Origin of the sequence: Winogradskyella aquimaris (assembly GCF_042676105.1) — a bacterium.
Classification (GTDB): Bacteria; Bacteroidota; Bacteroidia; order Flavobacteriales; family Flavobacteriaceae; genus Winogradskyella; species Winogradskyella aquimaris.
The window spans coordinates 69,228-87,307 of sequence record NZ_JBHTJQ010000003.1 but is presented as its reverse complement, the minus strand read 5'-3'; the positions used below and the strand labels follow the sequence as shown (position 1 = coordinate 87,307).

Sequence of the window (18,080 nt, the reverse complement as noted above, 5' to 3'; positions counted from 1 at the left end):
TTTATATGGCTAAAGCTCTAAAATTAATTTCTGACCAACTCTAAGAGTAGACGTGCGCTTTATTTTATTCGTTCTACAAATGGCAGCAATACTTGTTCTGTTTCGCTGGGAAATACGAGACAAGGTATCTCCTTTTCTCACAACATAAACTTTACGCTGCTTTTCTAAACTCGCCAATGCCTCTTCTTTGGTTTCAAATAATGCAAGTTTAGATAAACGTCTAGAACTGTGGTAACTTGGTCTGGTCCATTTTCGGGTAACCCAAATGTTTTGGGAACGGATGGTATTGGTGTCATCAAAATTAAATAGATAATCAGGATGGATATATTCCCCTCTATAACTTGTTACCAGATGTAAATGACTTCCCCTAGAACGACCAGTATTACCTCCTTTACCAAGATACTGACCTCTTTTTACAGTGTCGTTAGATTTGACTGCTATATGTGATAGATGCGCATAGGTTGTTTCTAAACCATTATAATGCCTAACCACAACGGTCTTCCCATGACCACTGCTGTAACGTGCAAAACGTACAATACCATCGAGCACAGAGACCACGGAATCTCCTGTTACCAGATCAATATCTATTCCTTTGTGAGGTCTATCACGTCTCCAGCCATAACGTGATGTTATAACCTTTGGTCTTGATACAGGTGAGCTATAAGTACTATCTGTAAAGGTGAGCTCTATAGGAAATTCAGTCTCAACATTTTTGTAAGGATTGTAAACTGTGGTATCCCAAAATTCAGCTTTAATATCTGGTAGAGCATTGAAAAGAGAATCAGCGTCTGATTGTAAAGGAATTTCAATTTCTTTGATCAAACTTGCTTTTTTAGCGGCTGTTGGAAGGGTTATTTTTAAAGTTTCTGATGGGTTTTCATTTTGGGCCGTAATTAAAGCTAAGCCCAGAAAAAATGAAAAGGCAAAAGAGAGGGTTTTCATTAAATTCTAATTATACTTTCGATTGAAAGAACGCTAAATTAATACAATTATTGTTAATGGCAAATCACTTTATTCCTCGCCTAAAAAGCCTTAATTTTGCTCTCTCAATTTTAAAATCTATTCATGTCAAAACCCAATTCAGCGATTCAGGAAAAAAAAACCGATAAAGAATTATATGATTACCAACATGGTGCGATAAGCCAGATATTTGAAAAATTTGATTCTGCACCAGATGATTACCATTTACTGTATCAATTGCCTACAGGAGGTGGTAAAACTGTTATTTTTTCTGAAATGGTCCGCCAATACCTGAAAAATCATAACAAAAAAGTATTGGTCATGACACATCGTATAGAGCTATGTAATCAGACCTCTAAAATGCTGACTAGTTTTGGTGTAACCAACAAGGTTGTAAGTAGCAAGGCTAATTTAGATGACCAAGCCGAGTATTCCTGCTTTGTTGCTATGGTCGAAACCTTAAACAATCGTCTTAATGATGATATGTTGGATATTTCGGATGTCGGTTTGGTGATCATTGATGAGGCGCATTACAATTCATTCACGAAGCTCTTTAAGTTTTTCGAAAATTCCTTTATTCTTGGAGTTACGGCAACACCACTGAGTTCCAACAAAGACCTACCAATGAAGGATAACTATGATGAGCTTATTACAGGTGAAAGTATTGAGAATTTAATCGAAAATGAATTTCTTGCTAGATGTGAAACCTATGCTTATGATATGGGCTTAACATCGCTCGAAGTGGGTTCTAATGGCGATTACACCGTGAAATCTTCTGAGGATTTGTATACGAGTCCGGCTATGCTTCAAAAAACAGTTGATGCTTACAAAAAGCATTCTCTTGGGAAGAAAACATTAATTTTCAATAATGGTATTAATACCTCTATAAGTGTGTATTATGCATTTAGGGAAGCAGGTTTGCCCATTATGCACTTAGATAATACGGCAACTAAAAAACAGCGTAAGCAAATTTTGGATTGGTTTCATGAAACACCAAATGCTATTCTAACTTCCGTTAGTATTTTAACTACAGGATTTGATGAACCAACTATTGATACGATTATATTAAATCGTGCCACCAAATCCTTAACCCTATATTATCAGATGATTGGTCGTGGATCTCGTATACTTAATAATAAGGAAAAGTTTACGGTTATAGATTTAGGTAATAATCTATACCGATTTGGACCTTGGGGAGCAGATTTGGATTGGCAATTGATATTTAAATCACCCAATTGGTTTACGGATCGCATCAAGAGTGATGAAGCTATTGAAGCGAACTTTAAGCATGATTTATCTGATGAGATCAAGGAAGAATTTTCAAAATCCGAAGACACTTATTTTGATATTAGACAATGTTACAAGGATGCTGTTGATGCTGGTGAATCCTCTAAAGTGGTTCTTGAGCGATCTATAGAGCATCATGCTAAAATATGTATTGAAAATAGTGAAGATGTTTATGATGCCATTGCGTTGGCAAAACTTCTAAAAGACGATATTAACCAACGTATCGAAGTCTATGCAAAGTGCATTAGTAAGAGTACGCACAATTTCTTAAAGTGGTTAAAAGATGACTATCAGAAAAAATTAAACTCTTATTTAAGAGCTAATTTCGATGAAAAATTCGAAGAAATTCATGGGTATCCTCCAGAAGATTAAATTATAATATCATTTTTAAAAAATCTTATTTTTTAATATTTATTTTATTGTACAGCAATATGTTATATATTTATAATTAAAGTATTAATTTACTGTTAAAGTGTTTCTTTAAACGTTAAGTTCTCTTAATTTATTTGACTGATAAAGGTCTATCTATTATACTTTTATAAACCAAAACAATTAGACAGTATGAGAACTTTTATAAACACAATAATTTTAGTCTTTACAATGGCAGGTTTTGCACAGGATCCAATCATGCAAGACAATAGTGAAGTATTGGAAAATGTAGCCGTAAGTGTTACAGAGCGATACAATGAAAAGCTTGCTTTAGATGCCAAACAATATATATTATTTCAGAAGAAAGTAGAAGAATTTCTTATCAGAGAAGAAAAAATTCATAATACGCTAACTGGTGAAGAAAAATTAAATGCCTTATATAAATTAAGAAAAGCAGAATCACTTGAAATGCGTAATATTTTAACCAAGCATCAATTTGATTTGTATAAGCGTTTAAAGCCACAGATTCAGCCACTTTCTATTGTGGAAACCAAAGAAAAATAAACTTTAACTAAGTATTAATATAAGAGTGATAGCTTTTTTGAAGCTATCACTTTAACTTTATATCAAAACCAAAAATTAAATTATGAGTATATTTCAATCTTACCAACTAGGGAGCTTACTACTTAACAACAAAATTGTTATGGCACCAATGACTAGGTGTCGAGCTCTAAATAATATTCCTAACGAATTAATGGCAACATATTACGCCCAGCGTGCTTCCGCAGGCCTAATTATTAGCGAAGGAACCTCACCATCCGTTAACGGTCTTGGTTATGCCAGAATTCCTGGTGCCTATAGTCCTGCACAAATAGAAGGATGGCGGCATATCGCTGATGCTGTTCATCAAGAAGAGGGTAAGATTTTTGTCCAGTTAATGCATTGTGGCCGCATAGCAGCTTCAGAAAATTTACCAGAAGCCGGTGAAGTTATTGCCCCAAGTGCTGTTAAAGCAGCGGGAGAAATGTATACGGACACGAATGGTATGGTGCCACATGTAACGCCAAGGGCAATGACAGTTTTGGATATTCAACAAACCCAACAAGAGTTTGCAGATAGTGCTGAGGCATTGGTTAAAAGAGCTGGAGTCGATGGAGTAGAGCTTCATGCTGCTAACGGTTATTTGCTGGATCAATTCCTGAATCCAAAATCGAATGTAAGAGAGGATAATTATGGTGGGGATTTTAAAAACAGAGCAAGGTTTGTTTTAGAAACCACAAAGAAAGTAATTGCTGCTATTGGTGAAAATAGAGTGGGAATTAGAGTTTCGCCTTATGGAGCAATGAATGATGTGGCACATGACTATGAAGATCTAGTTGATTTGTATTCGTATCTGGCTTCGGAATTAAGACAATTGGGTATCGCTTATATCCATATAGCGGATCACTCAGGAACAATGGGTGCTCCTGATTTTAAAACGGATATCAAAAAGACCATAAAACTTAATTTTGAAGGTACCATCATCACAGGTGGTGATGTAAATTCAGTCGAAGATGCTGAAAAGGTCATTGCTTCGGGTTACGATTTAGTATATGTAGGCAGGCCTTTTGTTAGTAATCCAGATTTAGTACAGAAGTTTTTAAATAGGGATGAGCTTAAGGCACCTAACGCAGATTTATTTTATACACCTGGTTCAGAAGGTTATACCGATTATTAGGTGACAACTATTATAAAAATTTAGTAAACAAAAGGTCTGATAAAAAATCAGACCTTTTTTATTTTCTAGGGCAATAAAAGGTTTTATTAGGAAAGCATAGAAATATTGCTTAGTTTTATAATCACCTCCTTTCTACACAGTACCACTAACTTTTGTTACCCCTAATTTACTACGTATTATAATAGCTCAGTAATGCCTTATTGAGTGACATGTTGTGTTGTGTTTATTTAATGTGCCTGTTAATTTTTTATCTAAAGTTTAATGGAATTAAGTGTGTCTAGAATCCAAGAGGAGGTTACCGAAGAAGATCTTTGGTTTGTTATAAAAAATCCATGGAAATTTACATATTACGAGTGGAAACTTTACAATATACATAATGAGAAAATCGCACTAGAGTTATTATTAGAACAAGTTAAATTAGCTCGTAAGGACGGCTATTCTAAAACATGGCGGACTCAAGACAATTTGCCCTTAGCTATTCTAGCAGCATATAAAGTTGAAGACACAAAATTAGACTGCTTTTTTATTGCAAGTAAGCATATGGAAGAACATAGACAGTCCTTAAAAGTAAGTTTTGAATTGCGCAAGATATTAGAGGTGCAATCGTATTCTTACAAAGGTTGTACGCTTAGGTTATATTCTGAATCAAAAGAGATTGAGAGTCAAACGACATGGTTGCGTTTTCTTGGATTTAAATATAAGCCAGAAGGAAACTTAGGTAATTATCGACATTTCGAATATCAATCAAAGGTATAACATATTATACATATGTGATTTATTAATTAATCAATATAAAATTTAACTTAAAACACACTAATTATGGGAGGAACACCAAAAACAGTCATTACATTAACAGTTGATACAGACAACATTCAACCAAACGAACAAAGCATTAAAGACAATGTAGTTTTTACGGATAATCAAAGTGACCCAAAAGAAAACCCTGGGCACCCGGAAACTTACGTATCTACTGTTTTCAAAGGTTCAACTTGTACATGGCAAGGCGCTTCAAAAAATGGAAGAGATACCGTAAATATAACCAACGTAGCCAAAAAGTCTAAAGATGGTGGAGCTGATATTTTAGCAGAAATTACTTTAGGAGATCCAATCAATGACCCAAAAGTAACTTCGACCGTAAAAAACGAAGATATTGATGGCACTGAGTCTTATTTTGTCACTTTTATAATAAATAAAAATACGGGACAGCCGTATACAGTAGATCCAAAACTCCAAATTAAAAAGAAAGAGTAATAAAATTAAAATTTCACAAGACATGGGAATACATACAATTACTATCTACGCAAAGAATGATAAGCCAACGCCATTAACTATTATTGATGATGAAGGACACCGTGCACATACTAATGATGATGATAAAAATTTAACTACCGAACTGCAGAATGGCGATACCTTAAAATGGGTGATTGATGGCCAAGCGGATATAACAAGTATTGATGCAATTACACAACTTAAAACACCAGTATTTGGTTGGAAAGTTGAATTACAAGTCTTTAGCAGTCGTCCATCCCCTATAAATGATGGTAGTGGTGAATGGTCTGCAGAAATTCAAATGCCAGATAATTTTAATTCTGCATTAATCGAATATACAATTACCTATACTATTAATGGTAGGCAACACACTCAAGATCCTAAATTACAAATTAAAAAGAAAGAATAAATTCAAGATAAATATGGGAAAACAATCTGTTGCAGTAACCATAACTGTAGATGCTGAGAAAATGCACCATGACCGTGCAAACTTTTTAAAATACGTAACTTTTAGCGATAACATCCCTAGTGATGGTTATGATGTTCCAGGAGACAAAACAACTTTTGATAGTGTCGCAGATGGAAATACATTAATAAGCTGGAATATTAGTGATACTAGTGCTAGAGGTCATTTAGCCTTAATTACTAATATCGAATTTCAAGATGCACCTGAAGGCTTTTTTGAAAAAGCACCTTATGACGTCGGAGATGGGTCTTGGGTTGCTGTCTTAGGAAGTAACAATACAAATCATAATTTGGTAGCCAAATATTCTGTAACTTTTGATAGTGGCTATCGTGGCGATGCCTTATTTACCATTGATCCCAAACTTCAAATAAAGAAAAAAGAGTAATTTATTATTACTTGAAATACCTTGGATGAATATTTTTTTTGAAAAAATATTAGTTTCGTTGTTCTTGTTATTGTCGAACACACTGTTGATAAATGGTTTACATGCTCAAAATCAAAATGAACTAGATAGTCTTAAACTAATCTATCAAGATGAAGAGGATGTAAAAAATAAAATGAAAATACTCCGAAGAATTGTTGTTGACGAAACCAATCCTGACGAGAAAGTAATTTATTCGGACATTTTAATTGAGGTCGCCAGTGACCTTTTGAAGGAAAGATATGAGAAGTCTGATTCCGTACTTTACTTTCTTTCTACAGCATTCCTTGAAAAGGGTAATGGACTCCAATTAAAAGGGGAGTACTCTGAGGCATTAGAGTCTTATTTTGAATGTATGGAATACACCAATAAAGAAGGCGATGATGACCTCTCAGCTGGTTTATTCATTTCTATAGCTGATACGTATTCGATGATTGGGAATTCAGACAGTGCAGAAGATTATTATGAAAGAGGCATTTCATTATTAAGAAACGTGGATGATCCTGTGGCACTTGCTTCAGCACTTTTAAATGCTGGTGATGAGTATTATAAAACGCAACAATATCAAAAAGCATTGCGTTATTTTTCTGAATCTGGCGAACTATTTGAACAACTAGATCACGAAATCGGCAAAGCCTACAATTTGGGAAACACAGGTATGGTTTACGCCAAACAAGGGAAGGATGAACTCGCTAAAGCCTATATGAACCAAGCCATAGAATTACTTGAAATTAATGAATACTATTATCCAATTTCAGAGTTCTTAAACTATATCTCCGATATCTATCAAGAACAAAATGAGTTTGATGCCGCATTAAATTATGCAGAAAGAAGCTTGGAGTTGGCCAAAAAACACAATTTAAAAGACCAAATAAGTGATGCAAACTTGCAGCTCTATGAACTGATGCAAAACTCTGGAAATTATAAAGAAGCTTTAGAGCGTTATATCCAGCACGATGTTTATCAAGACAGTATCATAAACCTTGAGAATGTTCAAAATATGGCTAATCTTGAAGTTGGTAAAAAAGAAGCTGAATTAAAAGTTGAGACCCAAAAACGAAAGAATCAACGTATTGTCATTTGGTCGACTATAGGTGTTCTATTGCTAACATCCTTATTGGCATATGGTTTATTTAAGCGTCATAAATTTGTAAAAGCAACCAACAAAATTATTGCAGCAGAAAAAGACCGTTCAGATAAATTACTATTAAATATTCTACCAGAAGAAACGGCTCAAGAGCTTAAGGATAAGGGTAGAGTAAAAGCTAAACAATTTCCTTCGGTAACTGTATTATTTTCAGATTTTAAAGGCTTTACCAGTTATGCTGAAAACCTATCTCCAGAAAAGTTAGTACAAACCATAGATCATTATTTTTCTGAATTCGATAATATTATGGAAAAGTATGGTTTAGAAAAAATAAAGACCATAGGTGATGCCTATATGGCAGTTGGAGGCTTAAGTTATGATCACGTAGACCAAGCAAAAGAAATGATCTTGGCGGCAAAAGAGATGAATGCTTTTGTCACTAAGGCCAAACACGATGACTTTACCGATGCTACCTTTGACATACGGATAGGAATTAACACAGGGCCCGTCGTGGCAGGTGTTGTTGGGTCTAAAAAATTCGCTTATGATATCTGGGGCGATACGGTAAATATAGCCTCACGTATGGAAAGCACTTCAGAAGCGGGTAGAATAAATATTTCTGAAGACACCTATAACATTGTTAAGAATGACTTTGAATGTGAATACCGAGGAAAAATTGCTGTTAAAAATAGAGGGGAAATGAAAATGTATTTCGTAAATTAAGAACATAGAATAAAATATTAAATTAAACGCATAGACATAATGAAAACAAAACAAGTAAAAGCATACGGTACCGAATCAGCTGAAGCTGATTTAAAAGCCTTGCAAATTGATAGGCGAGAGGCTCTAGAGAAAGATATTGAGATTGATATTCTCTACTGCGGTGTCTGTCATTCCGATTTACACTTTGCCCGAAATGATTGGGGCATGACACAGTATCCTGTTGTACCAGGTCACGAAATTGTTGGTAAGATCACAAAGGTGGGTGATAAGGTAACAAAACACAAAGTCGGTGATATTGTTGCCGTAGGTTGTTTGGTGGATTCCTGTAGAACCTGTAACAATTGTAAAAACGATTTAGAACAATATTGCCCAGAATGGGTAGGTACTTACGGAGGTTATGATAAACATTTAGAAACCAATACACATGGTGGTTACTCAGAAACTATAGTAGTCGATGAAGCTTTTGTGCTCAGTGTACCTGAACATTTAGATTTGGCGGGTGTTGCACCTGTACTTTGTGCAGGGATTACCACCTGGTCACCTTTGCGCTTTTGGAATGTCAACGAAAACAGCAAAGTAGCTGTTGTTGGTTTAGGTGGTTTAGGGCATATGGCCATTAAGTTAGCTCATGCATTGGGTGCCCACGTCACTTTATTCTCAAGGTCTCCAAATAAAATAGCGGATGCCAAGGCATTAGGTGCACATGATGTGGTAATATCAACCGATGAAGCGCAAATGGAAAAAGCCATGGGACAGTTTGATCTCATATTAGATACAGTGCCTTATGAGCATGATTTTAATCCGTACATTTCAACATTAAACACTAATGGTACACTCGTGATTTTAGGTTATTTAGGTCCGTTAGATCCACCTTTAGTGACCGTTCCAATGATTATGGGTCGTAAATCCTTAGCAGGTTCTTTAATTGGTGGTATTGCAGAGACGCAAGAATTGCTCGATTTTTGTGGTAAGCATAATATTACCTCAGAGATAGAAGTCATTAATATGCAAGACATCAACACCGCTTACGAACGTATGCTTAAGAGTGACGTCAAATACCGTTTTGTCATTGACATGAAATCACTTAAAAATTAAAATCAAAAACGTTTTTTAAAACAATCCTCGAACACAATGTTCGAGGATTTTTATTTTATATAAAATGCTCATCAGAAGTTTGCCGCTCAATCGTTGGAGACGCTGAATGCATGGTTTTTTCAAGTCCTGCGGAATCCACATTAAAAAACTTTAATAATTCAGTGTATCGTGTAATGTGTTCTACATGCTTACCTTCCATAACAATTGCTCCAACAAAGGCTTCTGGGTACTTTGCCAAGATTTTAACCAACCCTTCTTCAGAATAATCAGCTTTAGTTTCAAAATTGCTGATGCGTCTGGGGTCCATAAACGATTTTAACGAACGGTTTAATTGTATGGCTATATCGTGCCATATGGTATCAGAAGGCATGGTTTTAGTAATATCAATGGCATGCACGTTCTTATCAGTAGCTTTTAGAATAGCTTCAATCTGTGCACTAAATTGTGTGCCTCCGGCATAAATACAGTTAATCAATCCTTTTCTATTGTCAATCATCATATTTTTAGATTTACGTGGTTATTTATTCTCTCTTATAAAATAGCCAACATATTCCTTAAAGCCAAGGACTTTAATAGTATTTTATCATTAAGATTTATTAAGAAATAAGCGCTTTATTTTATTATTTCCTTAAGGTTAACTTACGTTGAATTTGCTATTTTAAAGAAAAACAACACATGGAATACAAAATTACAATTCAACGCATAGAGCACGTTAATTATAATGTCGTGCGATTAAGAACAGATAAACCAAAAAATTACAAATTTACACCAGGGCAAGCTACAGAACTCTCAATAGATAAAGAGCATCTTAAGGACGAGAAGCGGCCTTTTACATTCACCAGTTTACCTGAGGAGGATACTCTAGAATTTACAATTAAGATTTATCCTTCACACAACGGTGTTACTGAACAATTGGAACAACTAAAAGTCGGTGATACCTTATTAATAGGTGAGGCCTGGGGCGCTATAAACTACAAAGGTGAAGGTACCTTTATTGCTGGTGGTGCAGGTATTACTCCATTTATTGCTATTCTAAAACATCTTAATGATAATGGCCAACTTGGCAATAACCAACTGTTTTACAGCAATAGGCAGGAGAAAGATATCATTTATAAAAATAACTTGGAAGCATGGTTAGGCAAGCATCTACACTTAGCCTTATCTGAAGAAAACAAGGATGACTATCATAATGGCCACATTGATGCCAACTATTTAAAAAAGCACCACTTGGATGTTTCTAAACCCGTTTATGTCTGTGGTCCACCTGCAATGGAACAAGCCATTACCGCAGATCTTATTAAACTAGGCGTTTCAGACCAGCTCATCATAAAGGAAGCATAGCCAATTTTTAGCGTAATCTTAAGATATCCGACATATTAAAAAAGCGTATTTTTGCTGTGTAATGAGCACTAAAAAAGACCATACAACAAATTCTAAGAAGCCTGATCTGGTCGTATTTGATGAAGAACAGCAGCGCTACGATGCCGCCTTTAGACCTTATGGCACCAATGTTGGGGCGCCACAGATCCAATTGCCTAATAATGGGACTTGGAAAAGTTCACAGATTTACAAGGCCAATAAGCATCTAAAAGCAAAGTATGAAGCCATTAAAGCAGAATATGAAGAGCTACTTAAAATTATGGAATACAACGAGCTCGTTACCAATGCCAAGTTTACTTTTGAGCCGCTCATAGGCGAAGTCTATCATTTGTACAATAATGCTAAAGAAGAGCCTTTTTTATCTATTATAGATCCTAACAGCTGTAATTTTGAGTACTTGGGCAGTTTCCGCTTAACGTCCGATTATTTATGGGAAAAAGTAGAGCAGCAGTCTTCTAAAAACTTACTGTCTCAGTCATAATTGATAGTGATAACAGGATGTTAATATTCTAGTAGAAATGGACTTTATTAAGTATCTTTAAAAGAGCTAATGCCTTGTTAGCTTTAAATCCCTTCTGAGGTACTAAAAACATAACAACAGATGAAACCACAGAAATTCACAAAACACATTTTTCTAATTCTTGGTTTTTTAACCTTGATATTAGTGTACTCATGTAAATCTCAAAAGACAGATGCCGAACGTGCTGAGGCTTTAGACCAATTAGAACAATTTATAACGGACCGAGATTTTAAAATAGATATAAACGCGGCTTTTCCGTTCAATACCAATGCCACCAGAGAAGTACTCAATAATCTTATGCGATTTAACGGCAACACTGCCAATCGCATAAACGTTAATGGTTATGACATTACCTTTAAAAATGATAGTATCCAAGGCTATCTACCATATTATGGTGAACAACAACTCAGTAGTGGGCGCTATAATACGGATTTGGGTATAGAGTTTGGAGGTGTACCAAAAGATTATGAACTCATTAGGCATAAGAATAAAGATGCTTTGGTCATGAAGTTTACCATTAACGATGATAGAGATACAATTGAGACCTATAAAGTGTTCATAACGTTTTTTCCTAGTGAAACCGCAGACGTCAATATCGTAACGTCACATCGTAATGGGATTAGCTATAGAGGTCGTGTAATAGCTCTTGAGTAAGTTGATCAGGTTTTTAGTTATAATCCCTGAGAATCCAATAAAAAGAAAAGTCTTTAGGATTATACGGAATATTGAAATTATGGCAAATGTGGTTATTAAATAAATTATTATAAATGTCCTATAATTTACATTATGTAAAACAGTATTTTTCACCAGTCCCTATTAATAGTATAATAAGATAATTATAAAATTTGCAGATAATCTCATATAACAGGTTTATCATAGCTTTTTTAAACAAAAAACGCCTTACACTTCGTAAGACGTTTTAAAATATGTAATGCTAGTATTCTTTATAAGATATCTACCACTTCAAGTTCAAAAGTTAAATCTTGTCCAGCTAATGGATGATTAGCATCTACAATAATATGTTCATCTTCAATCTTAGCGATTCTAAATTGTTGCTGGCTGCCATCTGCACTTGAACCTACCAAGCCCATACCAACTTCTGGTTTTAAATCTGATGGTAACTGTTCCTTTTTAACCATTTGAAATAAAGATTCATTTACTTTACCATAAGCATCTTGCTTATCTATGGTAATGGTCTTTTTTTCGTTTACAGCCATATCTATAAGTCCTTTTTCAAAACCAGGAATTAATTGCCCTTTGCCAAGTTCTACTTGTAATGGTTCGCGCTCTAACGAACTATCAAATACTTGTCCATTACTTAATTTTCCGGTGTAATGAACCTTTACCACATCATTTTCTTTTACTGTACTCATAATTATATTAAGTTGTTATTAAAAAACAATGCAAATGTATGGGCTTAAATATGGTTCAGCGCATTTTTTAAGAGAAATACCAAACTTTACCATAACCTTAACATTTTAAAGGCTTTGCTCCCACACTATATTAAATAATCATAAAGTTTGCGCCATTAACTTGACAAGCCCTTTTTTAATGGTTTGCTTTGTAAAAAAAAGTTATGCTCACCATTTTTGTAGATATGGACGATGTGCTTGCCGATACCTATGGTAAACACATAGAATTATACAACCAAGAACACCAACAAGAGCTTTCATTGGCCCAAATAAATTCTGGCGAAGTTTGGCAGAATGTCCCAGAAGTTCATCAGGAAAGTATTTGGCAGCATGTTCATCAAGAAGGCTTTTTTAGGAATTTAAAACCTATTAAGGACAGTATTGCTGTCATGGAAGCACTTAGTAAAAAGCATAATGTCTACATTGCTACAGCTGCAACCCAATTTCCAAATTCCTTAAAAGAAAAATGCGACTGGCTAGATGAGCATATGCCTTTCATCACTTGGCAACATCGTATTATGTGTGGACATAAATTTATTCTTCATGGAGATTTACTCATAGATGATCGTAGTTATAACTTGGAGCATTTTGCTGGTAATACCCTATTGTTTGATTCACCACACAACCAGCATGAAACCGATTACCAAAGAGTGTATAACTGGCTAGAGATTGCAGAGCGTCTATTATAAGAAACATTTCTTATAGTCATAAAAAAACCTGATCAAATTGATCAGGTCCTAAGGGATAATTAATTGATATGTTGACTTTTATTTTAAGGGTTCAGTATCTTCAGGTAACACAATATCCTTTACGGCAACTAATAAACCATCTTCTTTCTTAGTGGTTAAAATACGAGCCGTATTTCCGTTTCTGGCCAATTGCTTTCTGCAGCGCTTGGTGAGCATTGGATCTTCATCAAACAACAAGGATTCTAATTGTACTTCTGGTTTTGAAGTCTCCTTTATAATTGGAAAGATTTGTTGCATTTGGTTATAGCGACGGTCGTTTCCAGGTACAAAGGTGTAAAATGTGTATCTGCCATCTTCATCGGTTTTTACCCAACTTCTATGAAAAACATAACGCTCCTCTCCTGCTCTTCTTAAATCAAAATCACCGTTCTCGTCTGGTTGCTCTATAAATAATATCACATCCTTAGCTGGTGTCACACCATCACTTTGGTATATCACACCTGTTAATTTTAATTTATTGGCTTTAGATCTGTAATCCGGAATTGTATCCGTATTTTTTAACTGATCTTCTGCTCTATCATAAATTGGACTGTCTTGAGCCAATGTAGGTTGTAATGCACTGTAGAAACAAATAAGGCAAAAGGCTACTATTAGATTTTTCATGGGTCAATAATGATTTGGGTTCCATCAAAATTGTTGTAAAAAATCCATAGCACCTTAAAAATCATATGATTGCATTAAATTTTGCGATAAAGTGTTTGAGGATGCAAAAATCAACGATGAATAACACCTTAATTTTCTTTAGAATATGCCTTTTAATAGTCGTGTGTTTATTCAAAATAAAGTAAAGAATTTTTCAGAATTTCGATAAAATCATGACTTTTTTACCTTAAAAAAAGAACCAATTAGTGTTAAAATTAGTAAATGTATTTTATCGGTAAAATATGCATTTAAACTAGTATTTACGCAGTTTGTCCAAGAAATATGCATTTAAAGTGTTAAAATATTTTCAAGAAAAAAGGTCAAAATTAGTTGTTTTTGTGATTATTTTGTATAGATTTGTCACTGTTAGTCCAAATCAAAACTATAAATATGAAAACAAAACTTACTTTATTTAGTGTCCTATTTTTACTTATGATAGGTTTTGGTCATGCTCAAAAAAATGGCGCTAAAAAGAAAGATGATAATTCAGTGAGTATTATTAGTGGTAAAGTAAATATCTCTAAATACCACACCAGAGACCAGCTTGATGAAATGTCTAAGGGCCAATTATTAGATCTATATATAGAACGAATTGAGGTCATTGTTAATATTCTTCCAAATATTGCCTTTGCCACAAAGCCTGGAGTCACAATGGAATCTCTAGGAATACCAGAAACAAAAGAAAACAAAAAAGCATTAGAAGATAACAAAGAAGCTTCTGATGATTATTTCGAAAGTACGGTAGAGTTTCAAACAAAGATCCTACCCTATTCCGATACCAATGATTTAATTGCTGCGATTTTATTCTATGAATCGACATTAAAAGCATTACACACCTATAACGATTTTAAAGAGGATTAGTCTATTTAATAATTTCATGTTTTTAACCTCGCCCAGTGGCGAGGTTTTTTTATGCCTTTTATCTAAATTTTAAAATATTGATTTTGAATCGATTAAAATTTAGAAGCGCTATTATGTTAAAATCTACACAAAAAGTAAGAAATTACTTCATATAATATAAAATATATGTATTTCATCGATATTTTCTTGTATTTCATAGGATTTATTCCTATGTTTGATGCATTAAGATAAAACCCACAAAATCTAACAAACGAATTTAACTACTATGAAAAATTTTATTACAACCGCGCTTATTTTTCTACTAGTGTTAACCAACTGTTTTGCACAACAGGAAAAAGGAATTATTGGCTATGATAACTGGCTGGATTCTTGGACAGAATTTAAACCTAGCCATACAGATTATGGTGAGCCTACTCAGATTTTGAGTGGGAAGATATCTAAAGATACCAAGTTACTTAAACGAGACGTATACTTACTTTTAGGAGATGTGTTTGTAACCGATAGTGCCACATTAACTATTGAGCCAGGAACACGAATCTTAGCTGATTATGATACCAAGGCCTCGCTTATTGTTACTAAAGGTTCGAAATTACTTGCAAAGGGCACCCAAACCGATCCTATCGTTTTTACCTCAAATCGCGACACCAAAAAAGCTGGTGATTGGGGAGGTATTTTTCTTTTAGGCGATGCTCCTATTAATACATACGGACAATTGGCATCACTTAATTATGGATTAAAGCCATCATCAACAGAGCATATTGCATATGGTGGTAATAATACTGAAAGTGACTCTGGCATATTGAAGTATGTTAGAATTGAGTTTGCCGGAAAACGAACAAAAAAGTTCGGGTATTTTAACGCCTTAACCCTTGCAGGTGTTGGGAATCAGACCGTGATTGAAAATGTAATGGTTAGCTATGGAGCCGGAAACTCTTACAATGTGTTAGGTGGCTCTGTAATTCTTGAAAAATTAGTGTCCTACAGATCTAAAATTAATGATTACGAATTCAATTTTGGCACTCAATGTCAACTTATCAATTCACTAGCCATCAGATCACCTTATGTCTCTAGTGCCAATGGATCTAGATGTATGGTTATAAAATCATATGATAACAAGGAAGAATCCGATACTTCTAAACGTGAAACCTTTGTCAATGCCGAAAATTTAACTTTGGTTAATGTCTCTGATGACATTAAAACCGACATGAGCATGGGACTTGTACAAGAAGCTATTTTTGTTGGGCCTGACGTGTCTTTCGCTATAAATAAAAGTGTAGTTTCAGGGTTTTACCCAGCTGTGATATTAGATGACAACATCAAACTCAATAACGAAAACCTTGAAAAAATTCAGTTTACAAAAACGTACTTTAATAACTGTAAAGGGAATATTTACAAGAAGGGCTATACCAATAATGACGATTTAGAAAGCTGGTATGGTAGTAGAGCCTTTAGCAATTTATATGCAAAAGGATCAGACAAAGAAACCTTTATCGCAGCAAACGACAATAAGAACCCAGACTTCAGACTTCAAGTAAATAGAATTATTGCATCTAATGATTTTATTACTGATGATGATGAAGATTAAATCCTTTAGCTGAGAATCAATTTATAAAACACAAAATGCCTATAGTTTAAAAAATTACCATAAGCACATGCCTCAAACAACTAAACTAAATAAACTGCTTATCTCCCTCTGCTTCGTTGTGGCCTTTATCATACAAGACACAATTAAAGCGCAGATTGTTATTGGGCAACCTAATCTTGGTTTTAGTCAAGCTTGTGCCAGTGATTCTTTTAATACTTATAGCGCCACTTTTGTCTTTTCTCCAACGACAGCTTTAAACACATCAAATCAATTTACTGTAGAATTATCGGATGCTGACGGTGATTTTTCAAATGCAGAAATTATATACACGTCATCTGCAGGATCAATTACTACATCACCTGCAACAGTAGATTTTTCTATACCTGAAACGACTGCGGGTGAAAATTACAGAATAAGAATAAAAAGTAGCGCTCCTGCTGCTACTAGTACTCCTTCAGTTTCTTTTGCGGCTTACTACAAGCTACAAGATTCACCGTTTACTATTAATAATTTAGTATCAACAGGTGCTTTTTGTACAGGTGGTAGTTATCTTTTAACCATAGATAACCCAGGAACAGGTAACAATGATTCACCACTTAACTATCCGTCATTAACCTTTAATTGGTTTAAAGAAACAAGTCCAACCACTTCTGTTTTTGTAGCAGAAGGGTCTTCCCTATTAGTAGACGAAGAAGGCACCTATTTTGTAGAAACTAATTATGGATCATGTACTTCGAATTCATTTTCCAACCGAGTGACCATTTCTGAAGTTAATACTTCCGGTGAAGCCGATGTGACCATAGCATCAAGTTTAGGAAATCCCTATTGTCCTGAGCAAGGGCTCACGACCTTAACTACTGTTGGTGGTAATAGTTATCAATGGTTTAAGGATGGTGTTGAAATACCAGATGCAACCAATCAAATGTACCAAACCAATGAGTCTGGTATTTTTTCAGTTCAGGTAGATTTAGGAGAATGCTCTGCTTTTGGATCTATTGATTTGGTAAGCGAATTGTTTTACAGTGAAATCAATGTTGCAGAAGTCAATCAGATTTTAGTAGATGAAACATTGATGGTTGAAGTAACTACAGATGCGATTAGTCCTGAGTTCACTTGGTATTATAATGACAACCTTATTGTTGGTGCTACAGAAAATGTATATGAGGCTACGGAATTAGGTGATTATAGTGTTGTCATTACTGAAACAGCAGGATGCAATGGCTCAAGAACGTACGACTTTGTTGTAGAGCGTGGATTGGAACCATTTCCAGATGTAGCTAATATTCCAAATGTAATAAGTCCAAATGGAGACCTTATTAATGATACTTGGGTTATTCCATTACAATATACTAGTGGTACAAATACTGAAGTTAAGATACTTAACGAACAAGGAAAAGTGGTATTTCAAACCTTGGATTATCAAAATAATTGGCCAGAGGTCGATTTAAATTTATCTAGCGTCAACCAAGTGTTTTACTATATCATAACCCCAGTAGAAGGTAATGTTAAAAAAGGATCAATAACAATAATCAAGTAG

The 18,080-nt window shown here is 34.6% G+C and carries 20 protein-coding genes; 16 read left to right on the top strand and 4 right to left on the bottom strand.

What is annotated here, in order from left to right; genetic code table 11:
• Nucleotides 1–9 precede the first annotated feature (9 nt).
• The gene (locus ACFQ1K_RS03245) at nt 10–942 is read right to left on the bottom strand and encodes a peptidoglycan DD-metalloendopeptidase family protein (RefSeq protein ID WP_320554973.1); all 933 of its coding nucleotides are present in this window, start codon (nt 940–942) and stop codon (nt 10–12) included.
• 123 nt (nt 943–1,065) lie between these two features.
• On the opposite strand from ACFQ1K_RS03245, the gene ACFQ1K_RS03240 reads away from it, so the two are divergent.
• The 9 genes from ACFQ1K_RS03240 to ACFQ1K_RS03200 all read left to right on the top strand — a co-directional run bounded on the left by ACFQ1K_RS03240 (nt 1,066) and on the right by ACFQ1K_RS03200 (nt 9,394).
• On the top strand, nt 1,066–2,619 hold the full coding sequence (locus ACFQ1K_RS03240; RefSeq protein WP_320554972.1) for a DEAD/DEAH box helicase: 1,554 nt from the start codon (nt 1,066–1,068) through the stop codon (nt 2,617–2,619).
• A gap of 189 nt (nt 2,620–2,808) precedes the next feature.
• A complete protein-coding gene (locus ACFQ1K_RS03235) occupies nt 2,809–3,180 on the top strand; it encodes a hypothetical protein (RefSeq protein WP_320554971.1) in 372 nt (123 codons plus the stop codon).
• A gap of 82 nt (nt 3,181–3,262) precedes the next feature.
• Complete coding sequence (locus ACFQ1K_RS03230) at nt 3,263–4,333, top strand: alkene reductase (protein WP_320554970.1); 1,071 nt, start codon at nt 3,263–3,265, stop codon at nt 4,331–4,333.
• A 261-nt stretch (nt 4,334–4,594) separates the two neighbouring features.
• The gene (locus tag ACFQ1K_RS03225) at nt 4,595–5,089 is read left to right on the top strand and encodes a hypothetical protein (RefSeq protein ID WP_320554969.1); all 495 of its coding nucleotides are present in this window, start codon (nt 4,595–4,597) and stop codon (nt 5,087–5,089) included.
• A gap of 63 nt (nt 5,090–5,152) precedes the next feature.
• Complete coding sequence (locus tag ACFQ1K_RS03220) at nt 5,153–5,584, top strand: hypothetical protein (protein ID WP_320554968.1); 432 nt, start codon at nt 5,153–5,155, stop codon at nt 5,582–5,584.
• Nucleotides 5,585–5,606: 22 nt separating this feature from the next.
• On the top strand, nt 5,607–6,011 hold the full coding sequence (locus tag ACFQ1K_RS03215) for a hypothetical protein (RefSeq protein WP_320554967.1): 405 nt from the start codon (nt 5,607–5,609) through the stop codon (nt 6,009–6,011).
• Nucleotides 6,012–6,024: 13 nt separating this feature from the next.
• Nucleotides 6,025–6,453, top strand: coding sequence for a hypothetical protein (locus ACFQ1K_RS03210; protein WP_320554966.1), 429 nt, complete (start codon nt 6,025–6,027; stop codon nt 6,451–6,453).
• 25 nt (nt 6,454–6,478) lie between these two features.
• A complete protein-coding gene (locus ACFQ1K_RS03205) occupies nt 6,479–8,299 on the top strand; it encodes an adenylate/guanylate cyclase domain-containing protein (RefSeq protein WP_320554965.1) in 1,821 nt (606 codons plus the stop codon).
• A gap of 39 nt (nt 8,300–8,338) precedes the next feature.
• A complete protein-coding gene (locus ACFQ1K_RS03200) occupies nt 8,339–9,394 on the top strand; it encodes an NAD(P)-dependent alcohol dehydrogenase (RefSeq protein WP_320554964.1) in 1,056 nt (351 codons plus the stop codon).
• A gap of 55 nt (nt 9,395–9,449) precedes the next feature.
• Here ACFQ1K_RS03200 and ACFQ1K_RS03195 read toward each other — a convergent pair whose 3' ends face one another.
• Nucleotides 9,450–9,893: a hypothetical protein gene (locus ACFQ1K_RS03195; RefSeq protein ID WP_320554963.1), complete on the bottom strand. Its 444-nt coding sequence runs from the start codon at nt 9,891–9,893 to the stop codon at nt 9,450–9,452.
• A gap of 176 nt (nt 9,894–10,069) precedes the next feature.
• Between ACFQ1K_RS03195 and ACFQ1K_RS03190 the strand changes: the two genes are divergently transcribed.
• The 3 genes from ACFQ1K_RS03190 (at nt 10,070) to ACFQ1K_RS03180 (ending at nt 11,948) form a co-directional block, all read left to right on the top strand.
• Nucleotides 10,070–10,735, top strand: coding sequence for an FAD-binding oxidoreductase (locus ACFQ1K_RS03190; RefSeq protein ID WP_320554962.1), 666 nt, complete (start codon nt 10,070–10,072; stop codon nt 10,733–10,735).
• A gap of 61 nt (nt 10,736–10,796) precedes the next feature.
• A complete protein-coding gene (locus ACFQ1K_RS03185; RefSeq protein WP_320554961.1) occupies nt 10,797–11,255 on the top strand; it encodes a DUF2452 domain-containing protein in 459 nt (152 codons plus the stop codon).
• A gap of 120 nt (nt 11,256–11,375) precedes the next feature.
• Nucleotides 11,376–11,948 (top strand): DUF4251 domain-containing protein, encoded by a 573-nt coding sequence (locus tag ACFQ1K_RS03180; protein WP_320554960.1) that lies wholly within the window; start codon nt 11,376–11,378, stop codon nt 11,946–11,948.
• A 290-nt stretch (nt 11,949–12,238) separates the two neighbouring features.
• On the opposite strand, the gene ACFQ1K_RS03175 is transcribed toward ACFQ1K_RS03180, so the two are convergent.
• Nucleotides 12,239–12,667, bottom strand: coding sequence for an FKBP-type peptidyl-prolyl cis-trans isomerase (locus ACFQ1K_RS03175; protein ID WP_320554959.1), 429 nt, complete (start codon nt 12,665–12,667; stop codon nt 12,239–12,241).
• 203 nt (nt 12,668–12,870) lie between these two features.
• Here ACFQ1K_RS03175 and ACFQ1K_RS03170 point away from each other — a divergent pair, with 203 nt between their 5' ends.
• Complete coding sequence (locus ACFQ1K_RS03170) at nt 12,871–13,395, top strand: 5' nucleotidase, NT5C type (protein WP_320554958.1); 525 nt, start codon at nt 12,871–12,873, stop codon at nt 13,393–13,395.
• Nucleotides 13,396–13,473: 78 nt separating this feature from the next.
• On the opposite strand, the gene ACFQ1K_RS03165 is transcribed toward ACFQ1K_RS03170, so the two are convergent.
• A complete protein-coding gene (locus tag ACFQ1K_RS03165; protein WP_320554957.1) occupies nt 13,474–14,058 on the bottom strand; it encodes a hypothetical protein in 585 nt (194 codons plus the stop codon).
• A 429-nt stretch (nt 14,059–14,487) separates the two neighbouring features.
• Between ACFQ1K_RS03165 and ACFQ1K_RS03160 the strand changes: the two genes are divergently transcribed.
• The 3 genes from ACFQ1K_RS03160 to ACFQ1K_RS03150 all read left to right on the top strand — a co-directional run bounded on the left by ACFQ1K_RS03160 (nt 14,488) and on the right by ACFQ1K_RS03150 (nt 18,080).
• On the top strand, nt 14,488–14,958 hold the full coding sequence (locus tag ACFQ1K_RS03160; RefSeq protein WP_320554956.1) for a hypothetical protein: 471 nt from the start codon (nt 14,488–14,490) through the stop codon (nt 14,956–14,958).
• Nucleotides 14,959–15,223: 265 nt separating this feature from the next.
• Nucleotides 15,224–16,543 (top strand): hypothetical protein, encoded by a 1,320-nt coding sequence (locus ACFQ1K_RS03155; protein WP_320554955.1) that lies wholly within the window; start codon nt 15,224–15,226, stop codon nt 16,541–16,543.
• Between the two features lie 67 nt (nt 16,544–16,610).
• Complete coding sequence (locus tag ACFQ1K_RS03150) at nt 16,611–18,080, top strand: T9SS type B sorting domain-containing protein (protein WP_320554954.1); 1,470 nt, start codon at nt 16,611–16,613, stop codon at nt 18,078–18,080.

Bases quoted from the DNA above. Each gene is read 5' to 3' on its own strand.
- ACFQ1K_RS03170 (WP_320554958.1), top strand. From the start codon at position 12,871: ATGCTCACCATTTTTGTAGATATGGACGATGTGCTTGCCGATACCTAT.
- ACFQ1K_RS03220 (WP_320554968.1), top strand. From the start codon at position 5,153: ATGGGAGGAACACCAAAAACAGTCATTACATTAACAGTTGATACAGAC.
- ACFQ1K_RS03245 (WP_320554973.1), bottom strand. From the start codon at position 942: ATGAAAACCCTCTCTTTTGCCTTTTCATTTTTTCTGGGCTTAGCTTTA.
- ACFQ1K_RS03150 (WP_320554954.1), top strand. From the start codon at position 16,611: ATGCCTCAAACAACTAAACTAAATAAACTGCTTATCTCCCTCTGCTTC.
- ACFQ1K_RS03200 (WP_320554964.1), top strand. From the start codon at position 8,339: ATGAAAACAAAACAAGTAAAAGCATACGGTACCGAATCAGCTGAAGCT.
- ACFQ1K_RS03205 (WP_320554965.1), top strand. From the start codon at position 6,479: ATGAATATTTTTTTTGAAAAAATATTAGTTTCGTTGTTCTTGTTATTG.
- ACFQ1K_RS03190 (WP_320554962.1), top strand. From the start codon at position 10,070: ATGGAATACAAAATTACAATTCAACGCATAGAGCACGTTAATTATAAT.
- ACFQ1K_RS03155 (WP_320554955.1), top strand. From the start codon at position 15,224: ATGAAAAATTTTATTACAACCGCGCTTATTTTTCTACTAGTGTTAACC.
- ACFQ1K_RS03165 (WP_320554957.1), bottom strand. From the start codon at position 14,058: ATGAAAAATCTAATAGTAGCCTTTTGCCTTATTTGTTTCTACAGTGCA.
- ACFQ1K_RS03210 (WP_320554966.1), top strand. From the start codon at position 6,025: ATGGGAAAACAATCTGTTGCAGTAACCATAACTGTAGATGCTGAGAAA.
- ACFQ1K_RS03180 (WP_320554960.1), top strand. From the start codon at position 11,376: ATGAAACCACAGAAATTCACAAAACACATTTTTCTAATTCTTGGTTTT.
- ACFQ1K_RS03160 (WP_320554956.1), top strand. From the start codon at position 14,488: ATGAAAACAAAACTTACTTTATTTAGTGTCCTATTTTTACTTATGATA.
- ACFQ1K_RS03215 (WP_320554967.1), top strand. From the start codon at position 5,607: ATGGGAATACATACAATTACTATCTACGCAAAGAATGATAAGCCAACG.
- ACFQ1K_RS03240 (WP_320554972.1), top strand. From the start codon at position 1,066: ATGTCAAAACCCAATTCAGCGATTCAGGAAAAAAAAACCGATAAAGAA.
- ACFQ1K_RS03230 (WP_320554970.1), top strand. From the start codon at position 3,263: ATGAGTATATTTCAATCTTACCAACTAGGGAGCTTACTACTTAACAAC.
- ACFQ1K_RS03195 (WP_320554963.1), bottom strand. From the start codon at position 9,893: ATGATGATTGACAATAGAAAAGGATTGATTAACTGTATTTATGCCGGA.
- ACFQ1K_RS03185 (WP_320554961.1), top strand. From the start codon at position 10,797: ATGAGCACTAAAAAAGACCATACAACAAATTCTAAGAAGCCTGATCTG.
- ACFQ1K_RS03175 (WP_320554959.1), bottom strand. From the start codon at position 12,667: ATGAGTACAGTAAAAGAAAATGATGTGGTAAAGGTTCATTACACCGGA.
- ACFQ1K_RS03235 (WP_320554971.1), top strand. From the start codon at position 2,809: ATGAGAACTTTTATAAACACAATAATTTTAGTCTTTACAATGGCAGGT.
- ACFQ1K_RS03225 (WP_320554969.1), top strand. From the start codon at position 4,595: ATGGAATTAAGTGTGTCTAGAATCCAAGAGGAGGTTACCGAAGAAGAT.